Source organism: Intestinimonas sp. MSJ-38, from assembly GCF_018917925.1.
GTDB lineage: Bacteria > Bacillota > Clostridia > Oscillospirales > Butyricicoccaceae > Pseudobutyricicoccus.
The window spans coordinates 18170-39944 of the sequence record NZ_JAHLPO010000019.1 but is presented as its reverse complement, the minus strand read 5'-3'; the positions used below and the strand labels follow the sequence as shown (position 1 = coordinate 39944).

Annotated in this window: 8 protein-coding genes and 1 pseudogene; 8 read left to right on the top strand and 1 reads right to left on the bottom strand. The window is 57.4% G+C overall.

What is annotated here, in order from left to right; genetic code table 11:
• Nucleotides 1-87: 87 nt before the first annotated feature.
• The 8 genes and pseudogenes from KQI26_RS11410 (at nucleotide 88) to KQI26_RS11375 (ending at nucleotide 20075) form a co-directional block, all read left to right on the top strand.
• Nucleotides 88-6717, top strand: coding sequence for an S-layer homology domain-containing protein (locus tag KQI26_RS11410; protein ID WP_216504511.1), 6630 nt, complete (start codon nucleotides 88-90; stop codon nucleotides 6715-6717).
• Nucleotides 6718-6823: 106 nt separating this feature from the next.
• Nucleotides 6824-7240 (top strand): site-specific integrase, encoded by a 417-nt coding sequence (locus KQI26_RS11405; protein ID WP_371744141.1) that lies wholly within the window; start codon nucleotides 6824-6826, stop codon nucleotides 7238-7240.
• 343 nt (nucleotides 7241-7583) lie between these two features.
• Nucleotides 7584-7895 carry a helix-turn-helix transcriptional regulator gene (locus KQI26_RS11400; RefSeq protein ID WP_371744139.1) on the top strand — a complete coding sequence of 104 codons (312 nt, stop codon included), beginning with the start codon at nucleotides 7584-7586 and terminating at the stop codon, nucleotides 7893-7895.
• Between the two features lie 62 nt (nucleotides 7896-7957).
• Complete coding sequence (locus tag KQI26_RS11395; protein WP_216504509.1) at nucleotides 7958-15160, top strand: S-layer homology domain-containing protein; 7203 nt, start codon at nucleotides 7958-7960, stop codon at nucleotides 15158-15160.
• Between the two features lie 563 nt (nucleotides 15161-15723).
• Entirely contained in the window at nucleotides 15724-15936 is a 213-nt protein-coding gene (locus KQI26_RS11390) for a helix-turn-helix domain-containing protein (RefSeq protein WP_216504508.1), read from the top strand.
• 41 nt (nucleotides 15937-15977) lie between these two features.
• Nucleotides 15978-16480 (top strand): annotated as a pseudogene (locus KQI26_RS11385) (tyrosine-type recombinase/integrase).
• Between the two features lie 401 nt (nucleotides 16481-16881).
• Nucleotides 16882-19185 carry an S-layer homology domain-containing protein gene (locus KQI26_RS11380; RefSeq protein ID WP_216504507.1) on the top strand — a complete coding sequence of 768 codons (2304 nt, stop codon included), beginning with the start codon at nucleotides 16882-16884 and terminating at the stop codon, nucleotides 19183-19185.
• A 26-nt stretch (nucleotides 19186-19211) separates the two neighbouring features.
• Nucleotides 19212-20075: a patatin family protein gene (locus tag KQI26_RS11375; RefSeq protein ID WP_216504506.1), complete on the top strand. Its 864-nt coding sequence runs from the start codon at nucleotides 19212-19214 to the stop codon at nucleotides 20073-20075.
• A 267-nt stretch (nucleotides 20076-20342) separates the two neighbouring features.
• Here KQI26_RS11375 and KQI26_RS11370 read toward each other — a convergent pair whose 3' ends face one another.
• Nucleotides 20343-21764: a M20 family metallopeptidase gene (locus tag KQI26_RS11370; RefSeq protein WP_216504505.1), complete on the bottom strand. Its 1422-nt coding sequence runs from the start codon at nucleotides 21762-21764 to the stop codon at nucleotides 20343-20345.
• Nucleotides 21765-21775: the final 11 nt, after the last annotated feature.

Genomic DNA, 21775 nt, shown 5'->3' with positions numbered 1-21775 from the left:
ACCCTTCTGAAAACCTTGCGACTTTTGCCCGCTGTGGTCAGACGGGCATAAACAAAACCTGACCACTATGCAAAGGAGGATACACACATGAGAAAACGCATCACAAGCCTGTTTCTTGTGCTGGCGCTGTGCCTGACGCTGCTGCCCACAGCGGCACTGGCGGAGGAGGCAAGTTCCGCAGCGCAGGAAACACAGGACAGTACCGAGGTCGGTGATGGCTGCACCATCGGCGAAGATACCGCCGTGCAGACCGGAACCGGCGCGGCGGCGACCGGGGAGGTCGTTAAAATCTCGACCAGAGATGATTTGAAAGCGTTCCGCGAGCGGGTGAACAAGGGCGAAAGCAGCCTGAACGCCGTGCTGGTGAAAGATGTTTCATATACCAGCAGCACGAATGTTGCATGGGAAGCAATAAAAAACTACACCGGCACATTTGACGGAAACGGCCACATGATCACGCTTGGTTTAGGCAACCGGTATCAGTCTCTTTTCAACAGCATCGCCAGCGGCGGTACCGTGCAGGATCTGACCATCCAGATCAATAACTGGGGCGTGAGCGTATCCACTGAGACCGGCTCCATCGCGTACTCCAACAACGGCACCATCCAGCGCTGCCAGGCACTGGACTGGACCGGAGAAAAGAACATCGGCGGCATCGTCTATCAGAATGAGAGCACAGGCCTTGTCAAGGACTGCCGTGTGGGAACCCTGACGCTGAGAAAGAGCCGCGAAAATCTGGTGGGCGGCATTGCCTTTATCAACCATGGTCGTATTCAGGACTGCTATGTCTCCGGCAAGCTCCAGAGTACGGCTAGCGGTACCAGAACGGATCTTTCCTCCGCCACAGCTATTGTCCGCACCAACAGCGGCACCGTGGAAAACTGCTACTATTGGCAGTATGACAGTGAGTCCGCCGTGGCCGCCGTGGCCGGTACGCCGGTCACGGACAAAAGGGCGTTCGCCTCCGGCGAGGTGGCCTACAAGCTCAACGGTAAAAAGACGGAGCTGGACAGCGCCTGGCGGCAGAACCTCCCCGGGAATAAGGACGGCGCTGCCGTGGATGAGCTCCCCGTGACGGATGCCTCCCATGGCCGGGTCTATTATGACACCAGCTATTACAGCCTGGTTCCCCACCTGCACGGGGAAAAGGAGCTGACCGCGTGGCAGAAGACCGATTCCCTGCCGGACACTTCTGGCAGCTACTACCTGACCGGTGATGTGACGCTCGCCTCCGGGCAGACGCTGGGCAATAATGTGACCCTCTGCGTGAACGGGCACAGCGTTACCGGAGACATGACCGTGACGGGCAGCTTCACCCTGACCGACTGCGGCAGCGGCTCCGTTATCGGAAACGTGACCGTAAACGGGGGCGGCAGCTTTGCCCTGGAGGGCTGCGCCCTTTCCGGCGGGATCGAAAATAACGGTACGCTGACCGTCACCGACGGCACCGTTACCGCCGCTGGTGGTATCGGTGTTGACAATAAGGGTACATTCACCATGAACAGCGGCACCATCACCGCCGCCAGCGGCACCGGCGTGGCAAACAACGGCACGCTGACCATGAACGGCGGCACCGTCACCGGATGCGATAAGGGCATTGAAGGCAGCGGCGGCATAACAGTCTCCGGTAAGGTGAAGATTTCCGGAAACGCCAACGGAAACCTGATTCTGCCGGATGGAAAAACCGTCTCCGTCGGGACGCTGGACAGCATGGCCAATATCGGCATCACGGCGGAAAAGCAAAGTGAGCTGACGGCGGGCGGCTCGATCCGTCTGACCAGCGGCGGCGCGGCCTACACGACCCGCTTCTTTGCGGACAATGCGGCGGCCTACGCCATTTTCGCGAACGGCGAAGACCTTGTCATGCGGACGCTCGGCGAGCACACCCACTGCATCTGCGGCCATCCGGCGGACGGCGCCGGGAATATCGGGGATCACACGACCCACGCGGACGTGACATTCCAGCCCTGGACCAGCGGCAATTCGCTTCCCACCACGGGCAATTACTACCTGACGCAGAACGTGGTGGTCGATAAGATGACCGTGCTGACGGGGACGCTGTGTCTGAACGGGTACACGATCTCTGCAGAGGACGGCGGCTGTCCCGTTGAGGTATCCACCGGCGAGCTGAACCTGACGGACTGCGCAGCAGAGCTGGGGTCTGTCATCGCAGCGAAGAATCAGGCCATCGATGTTTACAGCAAGGCCAACATCTTTAACGGTGTGATCCGGGGCGGCAGTGGCGCCGGTATTTCTATCGGGCTCTATTCCGCACGCGCAAACGTGGCCATCTACGGCGGCAAGATCACCGGCAGCGGCACCGGTGCGGCGGTGAATAACGGCGAGATTCATATGTACGGCGGCGAGATCTTCAAAAACAGCCGTGGCGTGCAGGCCGGCGCCATAAATAGGGAGAAACGCAGCAGCAGCGGTTCGTTTTATCTCCATGGCGGCAAGATCACCGACAACCACGGCGACCAGGGCGGCGGTGTGTATGTCGAGCACAACTTTTACATGGACGGCGGCGAGGTTTCCAACAACAGTGCCACCGGAAACGGCGGCGGCATCTATATGCATACCGGCTCGATCTTTCTGTCCGGTGGAAAGGTGACCGGAAACCGTGCCGGTGGGGACGGCGGCGGCGTATGCACCAAAGCATACCGCGATGACAAGAGTTCTGTTGAGCTATCCGGAAATGCCGAGATCTCCGGCAACCACGCCGGCGGACGCGGCGGCGGTGTATATCTGGATGTATATAGCGACTTCGGAACCAACTACTTAGACCCCAGCAATAGCTGCAACCTTATCATGGACGGCGGCAGCATCACCGGCAATACCTCTGTGGGAGATGGCGGCGGCGTCTATGCAGCTGCAGAAGATAAACGTGATGCCAAGAGCTATGTAAATGTCAAGGGCAGTGCGCAGATCACCGGCAACAAAAAGGGCGAGGAGGACAACAACCTCTATTTGCCCAACTATAGCGGAGGCGTTACCATTGGCGGCGATCTGGACCAGACTGCCGATATCCGCGTGACCACGGAGAACAAGCCCGGCAAGAACTCCACCGTGACCATTGCGAAAAAAAGCTGGCAAGTCAGTAGCGTGACCGTCCCGAACGGTGTCTTCAAGGTCGATGGGGCAGACGGCAAAATCAGCGTGGACGATAACGGCACCGTGACGCTGGCACCCTGCTCCCACAGTTGGACGACGTATACCGCCAGCGGCGCGGTCATTACCGCTAAATGCAGTATCTGCTCCGCCAACGGCGGCAGCGTGACCATCAACAAGCCTGCACACACAACCTACGGCGACGGTAATGAAGCAGCCGCCACGGTGACAGGCTCCATTCCCGGTGTGACCGCACCCACCATCACCTACACAAAGGGCGGCACTCCCCTTGAGGCCGCCCCCACCGACGCCGGCACCTACACCGCCAGCATCACCCTGGGCGAGGGTGGAAATGCCAAGACTGCCAGCGTGGTGTATACCATTGCAAAGGCCACCCCGACGGCAAGCGACTTCACCTTTGCCGCGCCCGCTGGCCTGACCTACGACGGAAACGCCAAGACCGCCACGGTCACTTCCTCCAAGAGCGGCATGGGTGCTGTCACGGTCAAATACTATCAGGACGACAAGCCGGTGGAAAAACCCACGAACGCGGGCAAATACACTGTTAAAATCAGCGTGAAGGAGGGGACGAACTACAAGGCCGCAGCCGGCCTGACTGTTGGCACTTTGGTTATCAATAAAATCGACTACCCCGGCACCATGACTTTCGCCGAAACGGTGCGCAGCGGTAAAGTCACCAACAACAAGATCCTGACCCTGCCTCCCCTGCCTGACGGTGCAAACTACGGTTCCCCCACCGTGGCCGGTACCACACCGGCACTGATCAGCGCACAAAGCGTCAGCGGTACTACCCTGACTTACAGCACCACCGATCAGACGGACGGCACCGAGGCCACCATCACCATCCCGGTTACCGGTGCAACAAATTATAATGATTACAGCATTGTTGTTACCGTAACCGCCAAGGACAAAGAGGATGCAGGTGTAAGCATCACCACCCCGCCAACCAGCAAGACCTATGGCGAAGCGGACTTCACCCTGACTGCTACCAAGACCGCTCCCGATAGCGGAACTTGGAGCTGGGTCAGCTCTGACGACACCATTCTGGAGATTGTCTCCGGCGCGGCTACCGCGACGCCTACTATTAAGGTGAAGAAGGCGGATGTCAACGGCGCGACCTTGACGGTCACCTATGAAAGCGATACCCGCATGGGCTCCGCCAGCGCGACCATCACCGTCGCGCGGAAGGAAGTGACCATTTCCGGCATCACCGCCAATAACAAAGAATATGACGGCAACACCAGCGCCACGGTCAACGCCTCCGGCGCGACCATTACCGGCAAGGTGGACGGCGATGATCTGACGGTCAGTGTTGCCACTGGCTCCACCTTCGACAGAGCCGATGCGGGCAGCAGAACGGTCACACTCGGTACCCTGACGCTGAACGGTACCAGTGCTGGCAACTATACGCTGGCCACCAGCGGTAATCAGACCACGGCAGCAGCGAACATCACGGTGCGCGACCTGACGGTTAAGCCCAACAGCGGTCAGAGCAAAAGCTATGGCACCACCCCCGATCCTGTGTTGGCCTACACTTCTACCGGTACAGTCACTGGCGAGACTGCAGCTTTCGATGGTGCGTTGAGCAGAGAAGCGGGCGAGGATGTGGGTCAGTACGACATCACAAAGGGAAGCTTGGAACTCAAGGACAGCGGTACCTTTAAGGCCGCCAACTACAACCTGGTGCTGGACACGGAAGTGGTTACCTTTGAGATCACCAAGGTAACCTACGGCGGCTCCGCTCCCACCAAGACGGTGAATATTCTGAAGAACTATGCCGGTGTACAGACAGGTAGGCTGACGGCAGCCGATTTCTTCACCACCGCTCCTGCCGAGGCGAAGATCACAAATGCGGTTCCGAATTCTAACACCAGCAACATGATGAGTATCGCGGGCGCGGATCTTTCCGGCAATTTCACCTACGACAGCAAGACGAACATCACGGCTGCATCGGATGAGAGCTGGACCGTCACCATCAGCAGCAAAAACTATACGGACATCACCGGCACGCTGACCTTCAAGCTCGTGGATAAGACCGATGTCAGTGCCCAGATCACCTTCCCCAACGGCGCCCTGACCTACAACGGCGCGGGACAGAAATACGAGAAGGCCACCATCAGCGGCGTCAGCGGCGGCACATGGAATTACACCTATGCTGCCAACTCCGGTACCGGCGCCAGTCTGGACAGCGCGGGCCTCCCCAAGACCGCAGGCACCTACACCGTGACGGCCAAGTATGAGGATGACGCCCACATCGGCATCAAGTCCGCCACGCTGACCGTCAGCAAGGCAACGCCCACCGGTGCGCCCACCTGCACCAAGATCACCACCAGCGGCAAGACGCTGGCAGACGCGCCGCTGGCCATCGGCACCATCGCTCCCGCAGGCGGTACGCTTGCGTGGGATATGGCTGCTAACACAGTCGTTGCGGCGAACACCGCTTACGGCTGGACCTACACCCCGGCTGATACGGCCAACTACAAAGCTCTGACCGGCTCCCTTACGCCTTATGCGGTGTCCTCCGGCGGCGGTGGCGGCAGTGCGGCAACCCCGTCTGTTTCCGACAGGATAGCCAGGGAGCTGAAGAATGCCAAGGAAGGCTCCACCGTCACCATTGACATGAAAGGCGAAACCAAGATTCCTGCCAGCACTACCAAGGAAATCGCAGGCAAGGATGTCACCGTTGAGCTGGATATGGGCGGCGGCATGGTCTGGTCCTTCAACGGTCTGGATGTTCCGAAGGGCGGCGTGAGCCTTAACCTCGGCGTTAAGACCGGCACAAAGACCATTCCCGCCAAGGTCATCAACGCCCTGACCGGCGAGACGACGACAATTCAGCTTCAGCTTGACCACAACGGCCCCTTCGGTATGTCGTTGAAGCTCTCCGTTGACCTCGACAAGAAGCACGACGGTTTGTACGCCAACCTTTACTTCTACAATCTCAAGAGCGGCGAGCTGGAATTCCAAAGTGCTGGTTTGATCAGCGGCGGCAAGGCAAGCTGGGTATTTGACCATGCATCCGATTACGCCATCGTGATCGACAAGGAAAGCCATGAGCCGATGACCTTCACCGATGTGCCTGACACCGCCTATTATGCCGAAGCAGTCAATTGGGCAGTCGCCAAGAAGATCACGGGCGGCGTCGGCAACGACCTGTTCGCTCCCAATGCGCCCTGCACCCGCGCGCAGATCGTCACCTTCCTGTGGCGCGCCGCCGGCAGCCCGGGATCCAAGACCATGAGCGGTTTCTCCGATGTTCCTGCGGATAGCTATTATGCCAAGGCAGTCGCATGGGCTGTCGAAAACGGCATCACCGGCGGCACTGGCGACGGTAAGTTCAGCCCCAATGCTGCCTGCACCCGCGCACAGGCTGTGACCTTCCTCTATCGCGCATCCGGTGCGCCTGCTGTCAGCGGCAATGCAGCCTTCGGCGATGTGGCAGCCAACGCCTACTATGCGGCGGCAGTCAAGTGGGCGGAGAAGAACGGTATCACCGGCGGCATCGGCGGCGGTCTGTTCGGCTCTGACAACAACTGCACCCGCGCTCAGATCGTTACTTTCCTCTATCGTAGCTATCAGAGCAAGTAACCGTATACTGCCCCCGCAATAAGAACGGCGGCAAAGGATCACCATGTCCTTTGCCGCCGCCTTTTTATCTTTTGGAGCAAAAAAGAAGCAGGGTGTTTAATCCCCTATCTATAACCGCATCATTCAAAACCGCAAGGCGGGGAAATACACCCATGTCTACATCGACGCCTACTGCCTGTCCCTTTTGGCGGACGAACGCTCGGCGGGGACGATCTCGAAATACCGCTGTGACCTGACGGCCTTTGCTCGCTGGCTGGACGGCCGCGCCGTCACCAAGGAGTCCGCTACCGCTTGGAAAGCCTGCCTGCTGAACCGGGACTACGCGCCCCGCACCATCAACTCCATGCTGGCGGCGGTCAACGGCTTCTGCCGGTTTGCCGGTCTGCCGATCAAGTTCAAATTTTTGAGCATCCAGCGGCAGATCTTCCGGGACAGTGCCAAGGAGCTGACGAAGGAGGAGTACGACCGCCTCCTCGCCGCCGCGCGGGAGAGCGGGACGGGCCACCATCACCCTCAACTGTGATTCACCTGTGACGCGGCAAAAGAACAAGGCGCTATAAGTAAACACCGAATCGCACAGAGCAGGCATTTTGGTCTGATGCTGTGCGATTTTTTCACCGGGTAGAATGCCAATCTGCACAGGCGCTTACTATGCAGCGCCATTCTTAGCATCTGCGCATAGTGCATCGACAGGAACATAGCGCATCGCGTCTCATACTTTGGACGGATTTACATTTTTCAAGGGCTTTGCTACAATAAAACGAAAAGAAATTTATAGGGCAGAGGCTTATGACAGCGAGGGTACCCTCGCTGTCCCACGGGGTTCCCCGTGGGACAATTCCTCTCTGCCGCAGGGAGGGAAGTCCGTGACCGACAAAAGTGCCATCATCGTCAAGCCGTCTACCGCACAGGCGTTTGAGACCCTTTGGAAACGCGGCAGGGTGCTCTTTTTCAGCGTACCCTGCGGCTTCGGAAAGACAGTGCTGGCCGATACGCTGCTGGACGGGCGGCTGATCTGCGCGGACAAGAGCAACGCGGAGATCGGGGAGATCCTGAACATCCGGGTCTCCACGGTCAAGAGCCATGTGAGCAGCGTGCTCAGTAAGCTGGGTGTGAACCGCCGCAGCGAGGCCAGGACAGCCGCGAAAAAGCTGTGGCTCATTTCCAAGGACCAATAAAACAATGCCCGCACAGAGTGGGTTTCATATAGAGGTATACACATATTCCGAAGGAGGATCCTATGAAAAAGCGAGTTTTGAGCCTGTTTATGGCGCTGACGCTGTGCTTCTCCATGCTGCCCACGGCGGCGCTGGCGGAGGAAGCAGGCGCGGCACCGGGCGGCGGCGAAGTCGGAACGCATACCGCCCACTGTGTCTGCGGTAAGGACAGCAGTACAATGGTCAACGGTCATACCCATAGCACCAACACAGCATGGGAGGCAACCGATGCCCTGCCCAATTCTGCGGGCAGCTATTATCTGACGCAGTCTGTAACGGCAGACTGGACTGTGCCAACGGGCGAGGTCAACCTCTGCCTGAACGGGCAGACGATCAACGGCAAAATCACCGTCGGCAGCGGCGCGACGCTGACGCTGACCGACTGCAGCAGCGATAATTCAGGCAAGGTTCAAGGCGAAGTGCTCGTCAACGGCGGCAAATTTGAACTGTACAGCGGCACGATTACCGGCGGCGTCCAGGTCGGTCTGCATAGCAGACCTGCGACCGGCTCGTCCTTCACTATGTACGGCGGCACGATCTCTGGCAACACAGACACCGGCGGTGTGTTCCTTGTCGGCACGACGAATCATACCGACCCGCCAAACTTCACCATGCACGGCGGCACCATTTCCGATAACACCGCGGGTGCGTCTGACGGCGGTGGCGGCGGCGTATATGTGGGTGAGAATTGCAGCTTCACCATGGACGGCGGCACCATCACCGGCAACACGGCGACCGCAGGCAACGGCGGCGGCATTTATATCCACATGCTTGCAAACGTCACCATTTCCGGCGGAGAAATTACCAATAACAAGGCGCCCGCCACGGGGGATATAAGTCATGGCCACGGCGGCGGCATTTATTCGCAGAGCGGGGTGACCGTCAAGAATGTGACGATCACCGGAAACAACAGCAACTTCGAGGGCGGCGGCATCTATGGAAAAGGCACTATCAATCTCACCGATGCCACCGTTACCGGCAACAATCGATATGACGTTTACTACGACGGAGAGGAAAAAACAACTCCTAAGCTCACTGTTTCCGGCTCGGTGGAGGCCGGCTATTACGCCAATTATGATTGGAAGCTGCCCATTCGTGTATCAGGCGCATTGAGTGAGGATTCGGTCATCCATGTGGGCGTGCGTGAAAAGCCCGGTTACGGCTCAAAAGTGACCATCGCGGAACCGGCAAGCGGCGTGACGCTCAGCGCCAAGAATTTCAAGGCGGACGCCGCCGACTGCGTGACCAGTCTGGGCAGTGACGGCAAGGTCTATCTTGCGCGCTGTGCGCATGTGATGGATAGCACCGGCTATACCTGCGAAAAGTGCAAAACGCAATTCGACGCGCGCGTGGGCGAGAGCGCCTATTATCAGACACTTGCGGAGACGTTTCTGAAGGCGTGGAATGGCAGCACGATAACACTGCTGCGGGATGTGACGCTCACAGGAAATTGCTCTGCCTCCAATACTATACTGGATCTGAATGGAAAGACGATCACCAGCGGGGATAAGTTCTTCAATGTCAACGAAAAACTGACGGTCAAGGATTCCAGCGAGGGCGGCGGAACGCAGGCGCTCAATGTCAAGTTTTCGGTTAGCTCCAACGGAACGCTGGCGGTCGACAACTCCTACACCGGCGAGATTTCGCGCGTGGAGCTGCAGGCCGGCGGCGCGCTGGAAGCTTACACCGGTACGATTCAGGAACTGCTCCTGGGAAAGGGTAATGGAACCGGTTATAGCGTGAAGCTGTGGAAGGGCAACGCCCGCTGCTGCACCGTCAAAACAATTACGCTGGACAAGAAGGCTAACCAGGATCTTACCGTCGGCGGCCTGCTGAAAACCAACCATGCAAAGTGCGAGCTGTACGGCGAAGAGGACGGTACATGGAGCATCGTTCCCAAGACGGAGAAAATCTCCGAACTGACCGGCTATACAGCGTACAAGGTGCAGTTCCAGGAGTGCGTCCATCAGTGCGCCGATGATACGGTAGAAAAGCCTGTGTGCTCCAAATGCGGCAAGGCGCTGGTCGTTAAGATAACAGCCACTGCTTCCGATGACAAAACAAAAACGGCCTGGTTCCCGGCGGACAGCGGTATCGAAAACGGGGACGGCTATGTAGAGGCCATCCAGACCTTGAACGGCTGGAGCGCCGAAGGGTACACTGATGCGACCCTGATGCCGCTCTGTGATGTACACAATAACTCCGGCGGTATCGGCATTGCTAATGTCACCCTGACCGGAAAGCTTACCGTGGACGGCGGAAAGCATCTCATCTATTCTACGACCATCGCCTCCGATGCAGATGTGACCTTCAAAACCGGTCAATTCTATTATATCACCGTCAACGGCAAGGCGTCTTTCGTGGACGGCACCTACCTGGGCGGCGTGACTGCTTCCTCCGGCGCAGAGGCGGTCTTCAGCGGCGGTGCGTATCAACACCTGAAGGTCGAGGACGGCGGTACGGCAGTGGTGAAGAACTCAGCTGCGTTTGGTGAAGATGTTAAGGTGACTAAAGGTACGCTGACTGTGGAAGGCGGCAGCTTTAAAGCTGCGGTTGTCGTCGAGGGCGACGGAACAATGAATGTGAACGGCGGCCGCTTTACCGGAACCGGGATTGATAAAGTGAAATATGACAACGGTGCGAAGGGGACGGTCTCCGGCGGCTCCTTTGCCGATCTTTACTTATATAGCAGCGGCACAGCTTGGCTTGCCGGAGGCAGCTTTGCTAAGCTGAGCACAGCCGATTCCGGCGTGCTCAGCAGCCTGCTGGCGGATGGTGCGGCTTACTACGATCAGAGCGGTAACGCCATATCGGGCAGCACAGTTTCAGAGCTTAACAATGTGACTGTGAAGACCCATGCCCACACTGTGGATGAGCAAACCGGCATTTGCAGTGTCTGCGGCAAGCAGATGGCGGCGTCGCTGACCGTCGGCAATGAAACAAGCTGGTATTTGACCCTTGACGCGGCCATCAAGGCGGCCAATGAGGGAACCGGTGAAAAGACGCTCAAGCTGTATCAGGATGTTCCGACAACTGCTCCGTCCTATGAATTGACCCGTGGGCCGGTAACGCTGGACGTGAATGGCAAAAAAGCCTTTGGTTTGATAATCACTGTAAAAGGCATCCAGCTGACGGTCACCGGCGAAGGTACGATCGGGGGTGTGACGGCCAGTGGCAGCAGCGCTGTGGTGAAAAATTCCACGGTCGAGATCAAGTACATCACGGCCGAGAACGGCGGCAGGCTGGAGCTGGGCGGCGGCTTATACATGGGGCTGGCCGTAAAAAACGATGGCAGCAGCGCCAGCCTGAGCGGCGGCACATATAACAAGATTGAATGGGGTAAATCTTATGTTCCGGCGAATGAATATCTGGCGGATGGATATGGCTATAAAACAAGCGCCGGCACATGGGAGGATGGCGCTGCCAGCGTAAAAGATGTAACTGTCACGCCAGCGCCCATCAAAAGCACAAAGGTCTATCCGAACAGCGAGACGGGCTACTCCGGCAGTACCTTCGACGCAAAGGACAGCACCTCTGTGACGCTGACAGTGTCGGTCACATCCGATGAGAGTGCAAGCCTGAGCTATATCTGGTGCAGATCCATCAATGATGAGTGGCGTTGGCTTACGAATCCTTCTATTACGCAAGACTTGACTGAGAAATATACCGGTGCCGACAGCAAGACGCTCTCCATTACCGGATTGCCCGCAGGCCAGACCTTTTCGTATAAAGTCCGGATTGCAACGAGCGACGGCTATAAGTGCTACAGTGAGCCGTTCACCGTGACCCGGCATCAGCATAGCTGGACATACAGCGCCGAGGGTGCGGCCATCACGGCGAATTGTACGGCAGAGGGCTGCTATCTGGCCGGCGGAAACGGCGGCAGCGTGACCATCAAGGCCCCCGATGAAAGCACTTTGACCTATACCGGCAAAGGACATCCCGCCAAGCTTGATGGTCAGTTCACCACTGGTATTTCGACTCCTGCGATTACCTACATACAAACTGCACCGACGCAGCAGACGCTGGAAAACGGCGCGCTCCCCACCAACGCCGGCACCTACACCGCCAGCATCACCCTGGGCGGCGTGACCGCCAGCGTGGGGTATGAGATCACCAAGGTCGCACCGAAGATCGCTTCCTGGTCACCTTATACCATGGCGCTGCCCGCCTATAATGGTGAACAGGTCAAGAATCCGACCACCCTCCCCATGATGTTCGGCAAGTTTTCGGATATCACCGGGTTCAAGTGGTATCAGGCTACGAAGAACGAGGACAGTTCCTACACAAAGGGCAAGGAATTAAGCGCCCCGCCCACCGACGCGGGAGACTACTACATCGAGGCGATTTTCAAAGCGGGCACGAACACTACCGCTGGCATTGAGGGCACGGGACTGACCGTGAAGCCGATGCAGACGGAGAAGGTGGTCAACGCCAAGGAGTATCCGGTCTATGCCAACCGCGTCTATACCTACGAGATCGACCTGAACAGCTATCTGACGGATCTGAAACTCGGCACGGGCGTGACCTATACCAAAACGAATGGCGATTTACCCAGCTACTTCAAGGCGGGCGAGCTGAGCATCACTTCCGACGGCAAATTGACTGTTCCTGTCAAGAAAACCACCACAGCACCGCTTCCGAGCACGATCGCTACGATCGTTGTCTGGGTCAAGAGTTCTAACTATGACCGTATCACGCTGTCGGTGCCCATCCAGATGGTTGCCAAGAAGTCGGAGAATCTTGCCGTCGGCATGACCGGCTGGACCTACGGCGAGAGCGCAAACGGGCCGGAATTCTCCGCGCCGGAGGGCGTGACGGCAACGGTTACCTATGCCGTAAAGGGCAGCGGCGTTTTCAACGCAACCGTCCCCACCAACGCGGGCGAATACACCGTGAAGGTGCAGTATGAAACCAATGACAATATCTACACAGGCACGGCGGATTTCATCATCAAGCCGAAAAACATTTCCGGCGTGACCATCAACCTCGGCCAACAGGCGACCTATAACGGCAGCGAGCAGGATGTGGCCATCTCCTCTGTTATGGATGGTTCCTATTCTCTAATGGCCGGAGACCATGATTACGCCGTTGTCAGCGGCAACAAGGCGACCAATGTGGGCGAGAACACACTGGTTATCGAGGGTCAGGGCAACTACACCGGAACCGCCAGAAAAACCTGGTCGCTGGATGCCAAGGAAGTGACCCTCAATTGGGGAAATATTACAGATCGCAAATGGAATGACGGCAAGACTGTAACTGCCACGGTAAGCAACAAGGTCGGCAGTGATGAGGTCGATGTTACCGTCACCGGAGGCGATCAGACCGCTGTGGGCGGCCTCCATACCGCCACCGCCGCCGGCCTGACTGGCGCACAGGCAGACAACTACAAGCTGCCTGCTGACAAAGCGCGGACCTACTCCATCGGCAAGGCTGACGCTTGCAAACTTCTGGATATCACCGTCAGCCAGAAACAATCTGTGACCACCGAGCAGAGCAAGGACATTGGCCGTGCCGGTATGCCTGATGACGCAGGCAAGCTGACCTACGCTAAGGGTTCTGAAAGCAAGACCGGCACTGTGACGATTGACAGTTGGAGCGTGGACACCACCGGTAAGGTGACCTACAAGCTGTCCGGCGGTGCGACCAACGATACCGTCACCCTGCCCGTGACCATCGGCTCTGACAACTATGCGGATTCCACCGTCAATGTAGTCATCACCCTGACCGACAAGGATATTCCCACTGTCACCGCGAAGGACATCACCGTCACCTATGACGGCAACGCCATTCCTGACAGCAAGATCACCGGTACGGCTAATGTGGCCGGTACTTGGGAGTGGAAATCCGGTATGGCAGTCACCAATGTGGTGGACAGCGGCAACAAGACCGTGGTGTTCAAGCCCACTGACAGCGCAAACTATGTGGAAGTGGAGAAAAACATCAAGGTAACCATCAACAAGGCGACTCCCACCGGCGAACCCGCTTACACCAAGATCACTACCGGCGGCAAGAAACTGAGCGATGCAGCGTTGGCCATCGGCACCATCACTCCCGCGGGCGGCACGATTACTTGGGATAAGGCCGGTACTACGGAAGTTACCGCCAACACCGCTTACGGCTGGACCTACACCCCGACGGATGCTGCCAACTACAACAAGCTGACCGGCAGCATCACGCCTTATGTGGTGTCCTCCTCCGGCGGCGGTTTCTCCTCCGGCAGCACCGTCAAGACCGACACCGTCACGAACCCGGACGGCTCCGTCACCAAGACCGAGACCAAGTCTGACGGCACGGTGGTGGAGACCACCACCGGCAAGGATGGCAGCGTCTCCAAGACCACCACCAACCCCAACGGCAGCTCCGTCACCGAATCCAAGGACGCCGCCGGTTCCACCGGTACCGTCAAGACCGACAAAAACGGCCAGACCACGGCGGAAACCACCCTGAGCGGCAAAGCCGTTGAGGACGCAAAGAAAAACGGCGAGCCGGTCACGGCTCCTGTTGAGGTGGAGGCCACCCGCAATTCCAACACCGCCCCCACCGTCAAGGTGGAACTGCCCAGAAACTCCGGCGACACCAAGGTCGAGATCCCCGTTTCCAATGTGAAACCCGGCACGGTGGCAGTCCTCGTCCACGCGGACGGCACGGAGGAGATCGTCAAAAACTCCGTTCCCACGGCGGACGGCATCCAGCTGACGGTCAACGGCGGCGCGACGGTCAAAATCGTTGATAATTCTAAGGATTTCATCGACACGCAAGACCACTGGGCCAAGGACGCCATCGACTTCGTCAGCGCCCGGGGCCTGGTCAACGGCATGAGCGCCACGATCTACGCCCCCGACGCCTCCACCACCCGCGCCCAGCTGTGGACGATCCTCGCCCGCCAGAACAACGCGGATCTGAATGGCGGCGCGACTTGGTTCGAGAACGCTCAGAATTGGGCCAAGGAGAAGGGCATTTCCGACGGCACGAACCCCAACGGCACCATCAGCCGCGCCCAGATGGTCACCATGCTGTGGCGTGCGGCCGGTTCCCCCGCCCAGAAGGCGACGACCCGCCGCTTCAGCGACATCATGGACGACAGCTATTACGCGGACGCCGTGGCTTGGGCCGTGGAGAACGGCATTACTGCCGGTGTTGGCAATGGTCGTTTCGACCCCAACTCCACCTGCACCCGCGGCCAGATCGCAACATTCCTGTATCGGCTGTATCTCAGCAGATAAGAAACCGGGCGGTAGAGAGCCGTCAGCAAAGTGTATATAAAATGGAAACCGCAGGGCGGCTCCTTCCCGGAGCTGCCCTGCGGTTTTTCTGTCGGCTTGTTTCTTTCATAAAAGTTGCAGAAATCGACATTTTCGGGCAATAACCGGCGGATATGTGTAGAGCATTGCAGAACGATTCCATGACATAAATCGCTATAAATCGTGTATGATTGACTCAGGGAGGATATATGCACCTTGACAATGCGCTTTGCGCTGCATAGGCAAACGGATAACATTCCGAACCGGACGAGCCGGCAGACGGCGCGCCATGATCCGCACGGAAAGAAGGGTTTGGGCGAGCGATTCAGCCGGTCTGCAACCGTGCGTGGCAGCACGGCGGCCATGACCTCCGTTCAGCTAACGATACTCCCGCGTTGAACGCCCTCAAAGCATTGCGCGGCGCACCCATCAGCATGGGCCGGGGTGAGATTCCCGTGGGCGGCCGCCAGCCGCCGTCCGGTTTGCTACTATTTATAGTGTGATAATAACAACCTATAATTTTTACTATTTTGGGAGGTATCCCCATGACAGATAAAATCGGCTTAACGATTGAAGAAGCCGCCGACTATACAGGCATTGGCAGAAACACCATGCGGAAGCTCGTGGAATGGGAGAAGATTCCCGTACTGCGGATCGGGCGCAGATACATCATCCGCATAGATGTCATTCATAAGTCCATGGAAGCCAACCAGGGTGTAGATCTTCTGGTGCGGGAACAGATCCGTGCGGTCAGATGAAGGACAGGACAGTGCGGAGCTGTTATGAGAGGAGAAGCACTATGGCAAAAGGTTCTGTAAGAAAAAGGGGAAGAAGTGGTACTATCGGTTCTATGTAGAGGATGCCAGCGGCAACAGCGTCCAGAGGGAGTTTCCCGGTTCTCTGAGCAACGGCACGGTGGCCGCCTACATCGATACAGCCAGACGCATCAAGAAGCACCCCATCGCCGACCGTAAGCTGAAGAAGATCACACCGGATCATCTGCAAAGTTATCTGGACCTGCTGAGCCTTGGCGGTGAATGGCCGGACGGCAGGTATGAGTCTCCGGCAACGGTTTCCAATATGTGCCGGACAGCGAAGAAAAGAGTGGACGGTATGGAGAGCTTTCAGTTCCACCAGCTTCGTCACACCTTCACCAGCAATCTGCTGTCCTACGGCGCAGCGCCGAAGGACATGCAGGAGCTTCTTGGTCATTCGGATGTGACGACCACAATGAATATTTACGCACACGCCAGTAAGGAAGCCAAGCGAGACGCCGCGAAACTGCTGGACAAGGTGCAATAAGAATTTCCCTTGTTCTTTCCCGGCAAGGGAAAAAACAAGGGAAATTGAGAGCAGAGAAACATCCAGATGCCTTGAAAAGCAAGCAATTTCAGCACTTCCAAGAAAAATGATTTATAAATTTCGGTTTGGGGCATTTTTTTTTTGGAAAATAGAATTGAAAGAGTGATATATAACAGGTAATATATGATATGATAAAGCTATCCTTTGCAGATGGAACGGCAAAGCGATGCAAAAATGCGGATAGGTAAAGAGAAAGAGAAAAAGAAAGAGGGATCGAGATGAAACGATGGGGCAAAAGATTATGGGCTTGCGCATTGATTTTTTGTATCCTGCCATGGCCTTTTCCAGTCCATGGTCAGCCAAAGGCGCAAACGGCAGAGCCTGGGGAGCCGAAAGAAACGGTGTTCACCCTGCTGGAAAGTGGCGGAGAGGATCGCCCTATCACCAGAGCAGAGGCTGCGGCCGTAGTGGTGCGGGCCTTTGGGGCCACAGAAGAAGCCAGGATGCAGGACTATGTGGATGTGCCCAGGGATAGTTGGTATCGCCAGGATATGGCGCGGGTGGTGGCCATGGGCGTGATGCAAGGCTATGGAGGTTATCTGCGTCCTCAGGAAACATTGACCCATGAAGAAGCGGCTTTGATTTTCAAGAGGTTGTTCTGTCTGGATTGGCTTCCGGAGGGGGAAAAGGCGGAACATGAGCCGATCACAAGAGGGGAATTTGTTCAGATGGGAGCCCGTCTGGCGCCGCAGCGCTTGACCGCCGGGAGCCAGGGATGGCAAATGGAAGGAACCACATTGATCACTCAAAAGGGAAATTACTCTCAGCTTGTGGTGATGGGGGATCTGATCCTCACCGAAGGAGCCTGTGGACGGGTGTGTCTTGAGGATGTGGTGGTATATGGACGGCTGGTGGTGCGGGGCAGTGGACAGGTGACCATGAAGAGCGCCTCCTGGGCCGATCAGGTTGTTTTGTCCGCGGTCGCCGGCAGCGTCCACTTGAAGGCAGAGATGGGATGCGTCACAAAGCTGAAAGTGTTGACGCCCATGGCGACTTTATCCGGTTTCTTCACCCAGGTGGACCTGGAGAGCGACAGCGTGCGGCTGCTTCTCAGCAGCGCATGGGTGGAGAATGTGCGCCTGCTGGCCGATCACAATGTGGTGATGGCATCTCCTGGGAGTTTTGTGCGGTACATGGAAAGCTGGGGCGATCAGGGAGCCATTATGGGCACAGGACAAGTGGAGCAGGTGCGGGCTTATGGAAAAGTACTGTATGTGGAGACACCAGGCACTCAGGTGATTGCTTTGCCGGGAAGTGACGATGTCTGGGTCGGCGGGGTTCTGCTGGGAGGAGGCAGTCTGGTGACACCGGGAGAAGGGCAAGGTCCCTCTGGCTGGCCGGAAGAAAAGCCGGAAGAACCAGAGAAGCTGGATGACGGGGATTCTGGCTCTTCGGGAGGCGGGCCGGTGATACCGCCCGATGAGACGGAAAAGTGGCCCATGGATCAAATTTCGTTGGAGAGTGCCCATACCAGTTCGCCCATTTCCGGTGTGACCGCAGAAGAAGATGGGGACACACGGAAGCTGAAGCTGGAAATGGAAAAGGAAGAAAAGCTGGTGTGGGGATATCCTTCCCAGGAGACCCGGGAAACTTTTGAAGACAGAGATCCCCATACGCCTTTTGGCATGGTGGGACTGAATATTCAGCCGGGCGGAGAACTGAAAGAAGACGGCACCACCACGGTGAGCTGGAACAGCAAAACATTGCTGGCCATGGGCTTTTCCCAGGAGGATTCCGGGGATGATGTGACCTACAAGCAGGAAAATCAGGGACTGACCCGTCAGTGGACGGTGAAAAACAGTGAGCTGGAGCAAGGGCTCAGAGTGTTCGTGCCCATCAGTGCATTGGAAGAGCAGATCCCCATCACCATCCGCTGGAACGACGAAGAAGAGGTGACTTACCAGCTTTGTGTGGGCACGCCGGAGTTTCAGTGGATGACGCCGCCGGAACTGACGGTGGAAAGCACATCCAGAGGCCCGCAGATCACGCTGTCCTATCAGCGGGGCGGAACGGTGGAGAGCAGTGTGCTTCGTCTGGTTTCGGTCCAGGAGCCTCAGCAGGAATACGGCCGCTGGGAAAGCAGCCATCTGGAAGCGGGTGAGGTGTCGTTCCAGTGGATTTTGACCGGGGAGAATTGCCCGCCCTTTGGGGAAGAACTGATCCTGATGCTGGAAGAGACCTGCGGGGCGGAACATAAGACATGGGAGAAAGAACTGTCTTTCACCGGCGAAGAGTTGGGAGAACTGCTGCCCGAGGAAGAGGGTGTGCTGGCTTCTGTGGCACAAAACGACAGCTTGACTGCGGAGCAGACGCAAGTGCTGGAGGGGATGTGGAGCCAAGGGGGAGAAACACCCTTTGCCGGACTGCTGTCTTTTGAAGGCCAGACATTGAAGGTGGATACCAGCAAGGACCAGGGCCTGGGAGATTGGTGCCAGGAAAACCTGGGGCGTCGGGAATTGCCGGTGGCCGTATACAGCACCGTGCTGTTGCCGGGAGTGGACACCGGATTTGAGTGGGTCACCCCGGTACTGTGGTTGGATGCCGATGAGCTGGCGCAGGAGGGACTGGGCTGTGTGGCTGCCGAAGAAGGCCCGGCCTTGTTTATTCTGCGTTATGGGAATACAATAGAGGGAGGAACCAATTGATTTGTGAAAAGAAAAAAGGAGTACATATGAAAGAAGAAAAAATCGGGCTTGTGGTGGAAGGGGGAGGCATGAAATGCGCATACAGCGCAGGGATTCTGGATGCTTTCCTGGATGAGGGGATCTCTTTTCCCTATTGCATCGGTGTTTCGGCCGGTTCAGGCAATCTGGCCTCCTATCTGGCAGGACAGAAGGGAAGAAATCTTCGCTTTTTCACCGATCACATCCATTCCCCTGAGTATTTCGGAATCAAAAGCGTGGTAAAGACCGGCGAGCTGTTTGGAATGCAGTACATCTATGGGAAATTGAGCTGTGCCGCAGGAGAAGACCCTCTGAACTACCCGGCCCTGCTGGAAAATCCCGCAGAATACCAGGTGGTGGTTACCAATGCGAAAACGGGGCAGCCGGAATATTTTGGCAAAGAGATGGTGAAGCAGGATGATTATCGTCTCATTATGGCCTCCAGCGCCATTCCGGTGGCCTGCCATCCGGTGAAACTGGGGGGCGTGCCCTATTTTGACGGCGGCCTCACCGATGCCATTCCCGTCCGGCACGCCTTGGAAGAGGGATGCAGCCGGTTGGTGGTCATTTTGTCCAAGAGCCGGGATTATGTGAAAAAGCCTCAGAATATGCGCCTTCTGTATCGGACGGCCTGCCGCAAATATCCCAACATCGTCAACGCCATCCGCCGGCGCCATCGGGTGTACAATGAAAACTTCAAAGAGGTTTTCGCCCGGGAAAAGGAGGGCAAGGCTTTTGTGTTTGCTCCCAGTCAGCCCAGCTCGGTGGGCACCTACTCCATGGATGAAAAGGCCGAGCAGGCCCTGTACGATCTGGGATTGAAGGATTTTCACGAGAGAAAAGAAGAATTGCTGGAGTTTCTGAGAAAATAAATCACAAGGCCGGAGCAGTCTTGCGCCGGGGATTCCAGACTGTCGAAAAACCTATATAACGAAAAGGGTCGTCCGCCCTACCCTATCAATCCGCAAAAAGCCGCGACCTGTGCGTGGCTTTTTGCACTTCTCAAGGGGCAAGTGTGCGCCAAAGGCGTGCATGCAGCCCCTTGCAAAAACTCGAAAAAGTGGCTTAGGCCACTTTTTCGACACGCTCACCCCTACTGCCATGGCAGCAGGGGTGTTTTGCTATAAAAATTGTTGGATTTACAGAGTGGGCATGATCTCTGGGGGCATGGGGCAGCGATAACCGCCGCCGTTTTGCTGCAGCAGTTCTTCCTTGGCCTTCTTCAGAAGCTCCGGATCTTCCAGAGCATAGAGGCCGGAGAGTGCCATCACCTGGGCAGCCTTGATGGTGCCCTTGTGGGCGATGGAGGAGCAGGACTGGGCTGTCACCTGCCAGGTATGGCCGGGGGTGCCCATGGCCTCGGTACACATATTGATCTGGGCCGTGGGAGCGCAGTAGCTGGCGTCGCCCACATCGGTGGAGCCGCCCATGGGGGAGCTTTCCGGGATGAAGGGCAGTACCACATCGCACAGACCGGCGTTCTGCTGGATCAGCTGCTGCATTTCAGGCACACCGGCATATTTCTCGGCGTAGCTCTTCAGCTGGTCGGGGGAGAAAGTCTCCCGGATGGCAGACGCCAGCTTCCGGTCCTCTTCGTCAAACTGAGGAGCGCCTACTTCGGTGAGAGCCTGGTACATCAGCTTGGTGAGAGAGGGGTTGGGGATGTAGTCGCTCAGGCCTTCGTGGATCTGGATCTCCAGCTGGGTGCCGGTCATCAGAGCGGCGCCCCGGGCCACATCGCATACCCGCTCATAGATCTCCATCATCTGGTGCACCCGGGGAGCGCGGATGAAGTAATGGACGGCGGCGTGATCCTGCACCACATTGGGAGCGATGCCGCCCACATCCACATAGGCGTAGTGAACCCGGGCTTCGGGGATGATATGCTCCCGCAGATAGTTGACGCCCATGCTCATCAGCTCGCAGGCGTCCAGAGCGGAACGGCCCAGGAAGGGGGTGGAGGCGGCGTGGGAAGTGCGGCCCTTGAAGCGGAAAAAGACGCTGATGTTGGCCAGGCTGCTGCACAGCCACACATTGTTGGTGGTGCCGGGATGCCAGGTGAAGCAGGCGTCCACATCGTCAAACAGGCCATCCCGGGCCATGAAGGCCTTGGCGCTGCCGTATTCCTCACCGGGGCAGCCGTAATAGCGGACTGTGCCCGAAAGGTGATTTTTCTCCATGAACTCTTTGGCGGCCCAGGCGGCGGCCAGAGCAGCGGTGCCCAGGCAGTTGTGGCCGCAGCCGTGGCCATAGGCCCCGGGGGAGAGCTCGTCTTTCACCGGGCAGGCGGCCTTCTGGCTCAGGCCGGGGAGAGCGTCGTATTCGCCCAGATAGGCGATCACCGGTTTGCCGCTGCCCCAGGAAGCCACGAAGGCAGTGGGAATGCCGGAAAGACCGGTTTCCACCGAAAAGCCCAACTCACGGGCGGCCTTTTCTAGACATTCCGCCGATTGGTATTCTTTCATGCCCGCTTCGGCATAGCCCCAGACTTCATCGCTGACAGCGTTGAAAAACTGCTGTTTTTCCTCGATGGCCTGGCAGACGAACTCTTTTTTGTTCATGTTGGATCGCT

What these genes read in the sequence shown, in the direction of transcription:
- KQI26_RS11410 (WP_216504511.1), top strand. Translation starts at nt 88, where the DNA reads ATGAGAAAACGCATCACAAGCCTGTTTCTTGTGCTGGCGCTGTGCCTG.
- KQI26_RS11395 (WP_216504509.1), top strand. Translation starts at nt 7,958, where the DNA reads ATGAAAAAGCGAGTTTTGAGCCTGTTTATGGCGCTGACGCTGTGCTTC.
- KQI26_RS11390 (WP_216504508.1), top strand. Translation starts at nt 15,724, where the DNA reads ATGACAGATAAAATCGGCTTAACGATTGAAGAAGCCGCCGACTATACA.
- KQI26_RS11375 (WP_216504506.1), top strand. Translation starts at nt 19,212, where the DNA reads ATGAAAGAAGAAAAAATCGGGCTTGTGGTGGAAGGGGGAGGCATGAAA.
- KQI26_RS11370 (WP_216504505.1), bottom strand. Translation starts at nt 21,764, where the DNA reads ATGAACAAAAAAGAGTTCGTCTGCCAGGCCATCGAGGAAAAACAGCAG.